An 8,374-nucleotide genomic window follows, 5' to 3' on the forward strand; every position below is an offset into this window, starting at 1 on the left:
GGTTAGACCGGACGCTTACGGCCCTTCCTTCCGAAAGGGCCTTCGGCATTTAGCCCCTTATGCCGGTGCGAAGCCGGCATCCGTCAGTACGGCGACGAGCTGCTCGCGCGGAGCAGTCGAGGTGACCCTGACTGTGTGCGTTGCGGGATCGGCTTTCACATCTGCGGACGGATCAACGGAGTGGATGGCTTTTGTGACGCCGCGCGCACAACCGCCGCAAGTCATGGTTTCAATGTGGAACTGCATGGGAACCTCCTTGAGCACTAATCTCACGGGATTTGAATTAGGGATTCCAACGTTGGTAAGGTCAATACAGGAGCGTGTTATTATTTTTTAGCTTTGACGCTTGACCCTCCCATGATGGGAACGCCTATTTGGGTCAACGGAGCAAGCTTCAGAGAGTGATCCGTCATGAACGTCAGCGTCAAGAATATGCAGCCTGACCTGCAATCGAAAGTCGTCCTTAATATCGAGGGGATGACCTGCGCGTCATGTGTGGGACGAGTGGAAAGGGCGCTGAAAGCGGTGCCGCGAGTCGAGACGGCGTCGGTCAACCTCGCCACAGAGCGGGCCGAGATCACTGGTTTGGATCTGGATCGTGCGGCGCTGGTCAAGGCGGTCGAGACTGTCGGCTACGACGTCCGCTCCCCCGCAATCGATCTGGCTATCGAGGGGATGACCTGTGCGTCCTGTGTCTCCCGGGTGGAACGCGCCCTGAAATCCGTGCCGGGCGTGACAGGGGCCACGGTCAACCTAGCCACCGAACGAGCACTTGTCACTGGTTTAGCTGATCCCGCAGATCTGATCAGCGCAATTGACGGTGTCGGCTATGAGGCGCGGATCGGTGTCTCGGCCTCGGCAGTTTCTGATGCGGCTACGGATCGGAAGGCTGCTGAGGAAGCGGCCTTGAAGCGCAACCTGTGGATAGCCGCTGCGCTGACGTTGCCCGTCTTCCTGCTTGAGATGGGCTCGCACCTGTTCACGTGGGTGCATATGGCGGTGATGAACACCATCGGCATGCAGAACAGCTGGTATCTGCAGTTCGCCCTGACCACGGCGGTGCTGCTCGGCCCCGGGCGGCGGTTCTACACCAAAGGATTTCCCGCGCTGGCCCGGCTGGCACCGGACATGAACAGCCTGGTCGCGGTCGGCACATCGGCCGCCTATGGCTACTCGCTGGTTGCCACCTTCGCTCCCGCCCTGCTGCCCGCGGGCACCGTGAATGTCTATTACGAGGCGGCGGCGGTCATCGTCACCCTGATCCTGCTGGGTCGGTATCTTGAGGCCCGCGCCAAGGGCCGGACCTCCGAGGCGATCAAGCGGCTTGTCGGTCTGCAGGCCAAGACGGCCCGCGTGGTCCGTGTGGAGACGGCAATTGAAGTGCCGATTGCCGACGTGCGGCCGGGGGACCTCATCGAGGTCCGTCCAGGCGAGCGGGTGCCGGTCGATGGCGACGTGATCGATGGCACCAGCTGGATCGATGAGAGCATGATTTCAGGCGAGCCCCTGCCGGTGGAAAAGACCATCGGCCACGCTGTCACCGGCGGCACCGTCAACCAGACCGGGGCCTTCACCTTTCGCGCCACTGCTGTCGGCGACGCCACCATGCTGGCCCAGATCATCCGCATGGTCGAGGCCGCTCAGGGCGGCAAGCTGCCAATCCAGGCTCTAGTGGACCGGGTGACGATGTGGTTCGTGCCAGCGGTGATGGTTCTGGCGACGCTGACCTTTGCCGTCTGGCTGATCTTCGGCCCTGAACCTGCACTGACCTTTGGACTCGTAAATGCCGTGTCGGTGCTGATCATCGCCTGCCCCTGCGCGATGGGCCTGGCGGTGCCGATGTCGATCATGGTGGGCAGCGGGCGCGGCGCAGAGCTTGGCATCCTGTTCCGGAAGGGAGAGGCGTTGCAGGCCCTTCAGGACGTTCGCGTCGTGGCCTTTGACAAGACCGGAACGTTGACCGAAGGGCGCCCCCGGCTGACCGACCTAAACCTCGCCCCTGGATTTGACCGCTCTCCCGTGCTGGCAGCTGTTGCCGCCGTGGAGGCGAAGTCCGAACACCCGATTGCGCGCGCCATTGTTACGGCGGCTACGGAAGAGGGCCTTACACTGCCCGATGTGACGGGGTTCACGTCGCTGACCGGTTTTGGCGTCCAGGCGAAGGCAGGAACTGAAAAGGTCGAGATCGGCGCTGACCGCTTCATGAGCAAACTGGGTCTGGACGTAGCACCCTTTGCCGAGATTGCGGCGCGGCTGGCCGATCAGGGAAAGTCCCCGCTTTACGCAGCCATTGATGGCCGTCTGGCCGCGGTCCTGGCTGTGGCTGATCCGATCAAGGAGACGACGCCGCAGGCCATCCGCGCCCTGCATGCCTTGGGCCTGAAGGTCGCCATGATCACCGGCGACAACGCCCGCACCGCGCAGGCCATCGCGCGCCAGCTGGGTATCGACGAGGTCGTGGCCGAGGTGCTGCCCGACGGAAAGGTGGCGGCAGTCAAGCGTCTTCAGGCACTAGGCTCCGTCGCTTATGTTGGCGACGGTATCAACGACGCGCCGGCCTTGGCCGAAGCCGATGTCGGAATTGCCGTCGGCACGGGCACCGATATCGCGATCGAGGCGGCCGATGTGGTGCTGATGACCGGCCGTCTGACCGCGGTGTCGGACGCGATCGCGCTGTCCAAGGCCACTATGCGTAATATTCGGCAGAACCTGTTCTGGGCTTTCGCCTACAACGCTGCCCTGATTCCGGTAGCGGCGGGTGTGTTGTGGCCGAGCTTTGGTATCCTCCTGTCACCAGTCTTTGCGGCCGGGGCCATGGCGCTGTCGTCCGTCTTTGTCCTTGGAAATGCCCTTCGGCTGAAGCGTTATTCACCTGCAGTGTTGCATGAAGTCTGAAAACCTCTAAAGAGCGGGGCCTTCCAGAGGCCCGGGTCTTTGCCAATATGATCCGCAGCTATGGGCGACCCCCCTGATCTTGCTGGCCGGTAGCCCCGGCATTCGCCATGCGCTTCAACGTGACCGTGCTACGATGCTTAACTCATGGCGCTCTTACTGCGTCGACTTCACAGACCCACAGGCCAACGCCTGTGCAGATCGTCGATCACCAAGGGGTGGTGATGCCGCCCCATTCCTCCATGCTCACGCAGATGCGGATGATCCGTGGGCAGGTCCGAATGATCATGCGCGACATCCGTCGGATCACCCGCAGGCCATAGACGCCATGCCAAGGCCAGCCCGATGAGCCCGATGATCGCCATGGAAGCAAACGCGGCTGTCATGCCCGCGCGGGCGCCCAGGTATCCGGCCAGGGGATAGCAGATCAGCCAGCAGGCATGAGACAGCGCGAACTGAGCGGCAAAAATCGCAGGACGATCTTCCGGATGAGCTGAGCGGCGCAGCAAACGGCCCGCTGGCGTCTGCGCGACAGAATAACCGAAGCCCAGGATCAGCCATAGGGCAAGCAGCGCGCCATAACTGCCCACGGCGATCCCGGCAGCCGTTCCGACGATAAGGACGGCAGCACCAGCGATCATCACCGGCCTGTCCGACAGCTGGTCCAGTAGGCGCGGCAGGGTCAGGGCGGCGATCATCGATCCCGCACCGAACGCGGCCAGCGCCAGTGCCACCTTTGGCTCCGACAGACCGAACCCTGCCTTGACCAGCACGACCGTGTTCACGATCACCATCGATCCGGCCGCAGCGACGGCCAGACTGATCGCCAGCAATCCGCGCAGACGCGGGGTCGCCAGATAGAGGCGGATGCCGCGCGTGGTCCGGTCCCAGACCCCGCGCCTTGCCGCTGGCTGCGGTGGGGGCAGACGGACGCTGAGGACCAGCGCAGCCGAGGCGAAAAACCCAACGACCGTCCCTGCAAACAGGCTGTGAAAGCTGATGACGCTCAGAAGCGCCGCCGCCAGCATGGGCGAGACGAGGCTTTCCAAATCGTAGGCAAGGCGCGAGAGCGACAGGGCGCGGGTATAATCCTCCTCCTTGGGCAGGATGTCTGGAATGGTCGCCTGGAATGTCGGGGTGAATGCGGCTGACGCGGCCTGCAGCAGGAAGATCAGCAGGTAGATCTGCCAGATCTCGGTCACGAAGGGCAGGCACAGCGCAATGGCCCCCCGGACCAGGTCCAGCGCGACAAGCACCGACCGGCGCGGCAGGCGATCCGTGAATGCCTGCGCCACCGGCGCGACGCCGACATAAGCAATCATCTTGATCGCCAGCGCGGTGCCCAGCACCGCCCCCGCATCCGCCCCGGCTAGATCGTAGGCCAGAAGGCCCAGGGCCACGGTCATTAGCCCGGTGCCCAGCAGCGCGATCACCTGCGCCGCGAGCAGATGACGATAGGTGCGGTCGCGCAGGATGGCCAGCATGGAGTGTCCTTACAGCAGCTTGGTGATCGCCTTCATCTCGTCCAGTGTCTCCGCCGCGTCGTGGACCAGGCAGTGGTCGATATGATCGTGGATGAGCGCCCGCTTGGCAGAGGTCACAGCACTTTCCACCGCCGCCAGCTGGCGGGCGATGTCGAGGCAGGGCTGCTGTCCCTCGATCATGCCGATGACATGGCGCAGATGACCTTCGGCACGTTTCAGCCGGGCGACGAGGGCGGGGTGGGTTGCGTGAACGTGCGGGTGTGACATACAGTCAGGCTATCCCCCCCTGGGGGATAGAACAAGACGGTGTGATCAGCGCGCCGCGAAATGACGGGCAGGCCGGTGAAACAGGTTCGGACATTGATGCATAGCGTGCTTTCAGCACTCGTCTGTCTGTCGCTTGTCATCTGGTCCCTTGCGCCAAGCGCCAGCCATGTCCCTTACATCTTCGAAGTGGTGGCCGAGCATACCGACATGATCGCTGATCACGGCCACTCGCACGGGTTCGAAGAGGATCTTTTCTGGGCGCTGCACGGTCACAGCCATGACGTGGCCGACCATGATCACAGCCAGGCCATGCTTGTCCCCGGCGCCGGTGCGCACCCAAGGGTGGCTTGGCGCGATACGTTCCGGCTGCGGGCGTCATGGGACGGACCGCAGCGGGTCTATCTGATCGAGCGACCTCCGCGGGCCTGATCGATGCCGCCACCGCGCGGCGTATCCGAACAGACAGACCCTTACCGGAGACTTTTCCATGACCTCGACCTTGGGGGTCCTGCGCGCCTTGGCACCACGCCAACCGGTCGCGCTGACCCTGATCCTGCTGGCGGCAGTCCTGCTGACGGCCGCCCAAGCTCTTGCCCATAACGTCACCGCCGGTGACGCAGGTTATATCCAGGAAATCTGGGGGGTGCAGATCATCCCCTTCATCTACCTTGGCGCCAAGCACATGGTGACCGGCTACGACCACATCCTGTTCCTGCTGGGCGTGGTGTTCTTCCTCTACCGGATGAAGGATGTCGGCATCTATGTCAGCCTGTTCGCCATCGGCCATTCGGTCACCATGCTTCTTGGAGTCTGGTATGGCTGGGGCATCAACGCCTACATCATCGACGCGATCATCGGCCTGTCCGTGGTCTACAAGGCGCTGGACAACCTTGGCGCCTACCAGAAATGGTTCGGGTTCCAGCCTAATACCAAGGTCGCCACGCTGATCTTCGGCCTGTTCCACGGCACGGGCCTGGCCACGAAGATCCTCGACTATGACATCCCGCAGGATGGGCTTCTGGCCAACCTGCTGGCCTTCAACGTTGGCGTCGAGGTCGGCCAACTGCTGGCCTTGGCCGTGATCCTGATCGTCATGGGCTACTGGCGTCGCAGCCCCAACTTCCTGCGCCAGGCCACCATCGCCAACGTGGTGATGATGGTCCTGGGCATCTGGCTGACCTTCAATCAGGTCGCCGGCTACATCGCTTCCACCTCTGCATAGATTGGATATTCCCATGCACAATGCACCTAAACCCAACATCGACGAGCTGCCCATCAAGGCGCAACTGCGCCGCTCCACGATCCTGGCCAGCATCGGTGCGGCGGTGATCGCGGTCACCGTCTATCTTCCTGCTGAATACGCTATCGACCCCACCGGGATCGGCCGGGTCATCGGCCTGACCGAGATGGGCGAAATCAAGGTCCAGCTTGCTGCCGAAGCCGAAGCGGATCGTCTGCTGGACGAGCAGCGTGCCACCCAGCAGCCCTCTCAGGACCAGACGTCGAGCGTTCTGGACAGTGTCATGGGTCTGTTCGTCGGCACGGCCCATGCGCAAGAGGCGCAGGACACCTGGACGGACACCGTGACCTTCACGCTGGAGCCGGGCGACACGGCCGAGATCAAGCTGACAATGACGGCTGGAGACGTGGCTGAATACGCATGGACCGCTGAAGGCGGCCGGGTCAACTTTGATCTCCATGCCCATAACGGTGGCGAGTCCATCGACTATGAGCGCGGCGCTGGCGCGACCGACGGCGAGGGCAGCATCGAGGCGCCCTTCGCCGGTGATCACGGCTGGTTCTGGCGAAACCGCGACAGCACACCGATCACCATGACCATCAATGTGCGCGGCGATTACAGCGCCGTCGTCGAAACCTACTGAGCGTCGGGCAGCCATTCGTGATCGACGCGAATGGCTGCCTCATTCTTCCTGCGGCACTATTCATATGTAACCATCGTGAAAACCGGCAGGGACGTGCCACCGCCCAAAGGCTGCACCGCACCGCATGGTACAACATCGATCTGCTGTCTTGACCTTCCTCGCGATCACATTCTATTTCCTTGCGCATGGGGCCTGCGACCGCCCCACGAGGCGTCAGCTGAAGTTCGCGTTCCACTGAAACCTTCACGGGAGGAACGCCCATGCCTGCGCCCAATGCGATTTCCGTCGACAAGCTTGCCCGGATCATTGGTACGCCCCGCGCCCCGGTCATTCTGGATGTTCGGTCCGATACCGACTTTGCCGCCGATCCGAGCCTGGTGCCGGGGGCCATCCGTGCCGACGACCGTGCCTTGGCTAACCTTCCGCCGCTGCCGACTGGTCCTGTCCTCGTGCTGTGCCAAGCGGGGCATCGCCGCAGTCAGGGCGCTGCCGCATGGCTGCGCGCCGAAGGCCGCCCGGCCGAATACCTGGAGGGTGGTTTTGTCGCGTGGCGAGAGGCGGGTCTGCCGCTGATCCAGACAGATCATTTGCCGCCGCGCGACGGGCAGGGCCGCACGGTCTGGGTCACCCGCGCACGACCCAAAATCGACCGCATTGCCTGCCCCTGGCTGATCCGCCGCTTTGTCGATCCCCGCGCAGTGATCCTGTTTGTGGCCCCGGCTGAAGTCTCGGGTGTCGCCGAGCGCCATGAGGCCGCGCCCTTCGACATCGAGGACGTCTTCTTCAGCCATAGGGGCGATCTGTGCAGTTTCGACGTGATGCTGGCTGAGCTGGGCCTGTCCGTTCCGGCGCTGGACCGATTGGCCGTGATCGTTCGGGCTGCCGATACGGCACGGCTGGACCTGGCCCCCGAAGCAGCGGGGCTGCTGGCCGTCTCCCTTGGCCTGTCGCGTATGTATGCCGACGATCTGGAACAGCTGGAGGCGGGGATGCTGGTCTATGACGCGCTCTATCGGTGGGCGCGTGACGCGACCGGCGAGACCCATAACTGGCCCATGAACAAGCCGAGGGCAGAATAATGCAGACCCGCCCCTATCCAACCCTGGCCCAGGCCGCGCGCATCTGGGCGCGGATCGGCCTGCTGAGCTTTGGCGGCCCTGCGGGCCAGATCGCGCTGATGCACCGCATCTTGGTCGAGGAACAGAAATGGCTGGGCGAACGGCGGTTCCTGCACGCCCTGAACTATTGCATGCTGCTGCCCGGCCCCGAGGCCATGCAGCTGGCCGTCTATATCGGCTGGCTGATGCACCGGACGCTTGGCGGCATCATCGCGGGGTTGCTGTTCGTGCTGCCCGGCGTCGTGGCGATCATGAGCCTGTCCTGGATCTATGCGATCTGGGGCAATACCGGCGTGCTGGAGGGGCTGTTCTTCGGCCTCAAGGCCGCGGTGCTGGCCATCGTGGTGCAGGCGGTGATCCGCATCGGGTCGCGCGCGCTAAAGAACCGCACGATGATCGGCATCGCCGCGGCCTCGTTCTTAGCGATCTTCGCCTTTGGCGTGCCGTTTCCAGTCATCATCCTCACGGCAGCGCTGGTGGGCTTCGTCGGCGCCCGTGCGGGTCTGGCAGCGTTCCAAGGCGGGGGCGGGCACAGCAAGATGGGCGGCACCCAGGTGGCCGATGCCGACACCCTGCTGGGTGAGGGCACGCCCGACCATACCCGTGTCAGCGCCGGGTGGGCGGCGTGCATATCGGCGGTGTTTCTGGGGCTGTGGCTGGTGCCGGTGGCGGCGCTGTTCCTGATCCTCGGCCCGGAAAACGTGTTCTCGCAGATCGCCGGGTTCTTCAG

The 8,374-nt window shown here is 63.6% G+C and carries 9 protein-coding genes; 6 read left to right on the plus strand and 3 right to left on the minus strand.

Annotated elements, in window-relative coordinates; genetic code table 11:
- Positions 1-57 precede the first annotated feature (57 nt).
- Positions 58-246 carry a heavy-metal-associated domain-containing protein gene (locus TW83_RS15715; RefSeq protein WP_045983724.1) on the minus strand — a complete coding sequence of 63 codons (189 nt, stop codon included), beginning with the start codon at positions 244-246 and terminating at the stop codon, positions 58-60.
- Positions 247-411: 165 nt separating this feature from the next.
- On the opposite strand from TW83_RS15715, the gene TW83_RS15720 reads away from it, so the two are divergent.
- A complete protein-coding gene (locus tag TW83_RS15720) occupies positions 412-2,895 on the plus strand; it encodes a heavy metal translocating P-type ATPase (protein WP_045983725.1) in 2,484 nt (827 codons plus the stop codon).
- A gap of 167 nt (positions 2,896-3,062) precedes the next feature.
- Here TW83_RS15720 and TW83_RS15725 read toward each other — a convergent pair whose 3' ends face one another.
- Positions 3,063-4,376, minus strand: a complete 1,314-nt coding sequence (locus TW83_RS15725) for an MFS transporter (protein WP_045983726.1) — start codon at positions 4,374-4,376, stop codon at positions 3,063-3,065.
- Positions 4,377-4,385: 9 nt separating this feature from the next.
- Positions 4,386-4,643: a metal-sensing transcriptional repressor gene (locus TW83_RS15730; RefSeq protein ID WP_045983727.1), complete on the minus strand. Its 258-nt coding sequence runs from the start codon at positions 4,641-4,643 to the stop codon at positions 4,386-4,388.
- 96 nt (positions 4,644-4,739) lie between these two features.
- Here TW83_RS15730 and TW83_RS15735 point away from each other — a divergent pair, with 96 nt between their 5' ends.
- The 5 genes from TW83_RS15735 to TW83_RS15755 form a co-directional block, all read left to right on the plus strand.
- Positions 4,740-5,072, plus strand: coding sequence for a hypothetical protein (locus TW83_RS15735; protein WP_139086132.1), 333 nt, complete (start codon positions 4,740-4,742; stop codon positions 5,070-5,072).
- A 58-nt stretch (positions 5,073-5,130) separates the two neighbouring features.
- The gene (locus TW83_RS15740; RefSeq protein ID WP_045983729.1) at positions 5,131-5,865 is read left to right on the plus strand and encodes a HupE/UreJ family protein; all 735 of its coding nucleotides are present in this window, start codon (positions 5,131-5,133) and stop codon (positions 5,863-5,865) included.
- A 13-nt stretch (positions 5,866-5,878) separates the two neighbouring features.
- Complete coding sequence (locus TW83_RS15745) at positions 5,879-6,526, plus strand: hypothetical protein (protein ID WP_045983732.1); 648 nt, start codon at positions 5,879-5,881, stop codon at positions 6,524-6,526.
- Positions 6,527-6,786: 260 nt separating this feature from the next.
- Positions 6,787-7,605: a sulfurtransferase/chromate resistance protein gene (locus tag TW83_RS15750; protein WP_045983730.1), complete on the plus strand. Its 819-nt coding sequence runs from the start codon at positions 6,787-6,789 to the stop codon at positions 7,603-7,605.
- Positions 7,605-8,374 (plus strand): chromate transporter (locus tag TW83_RS15755; protein ID WP_045983731.1); only part of this gene is annotated, 770 nt, incomplete at its 3' end. The genes TW83_RS15750 and TW83_RS15755, both read left to right, overlap by 1 nt.

It is taken from the genome of Paracoccus sp. S4493 (genome assembly GCF_000967735.1).
Lineage (GTDB): Bacteria > Pseudomonadota > Alphaproteobacteria > Rhodobacterales > Rhodobacteraceae > Paracoccus > Paracoccus marcusii.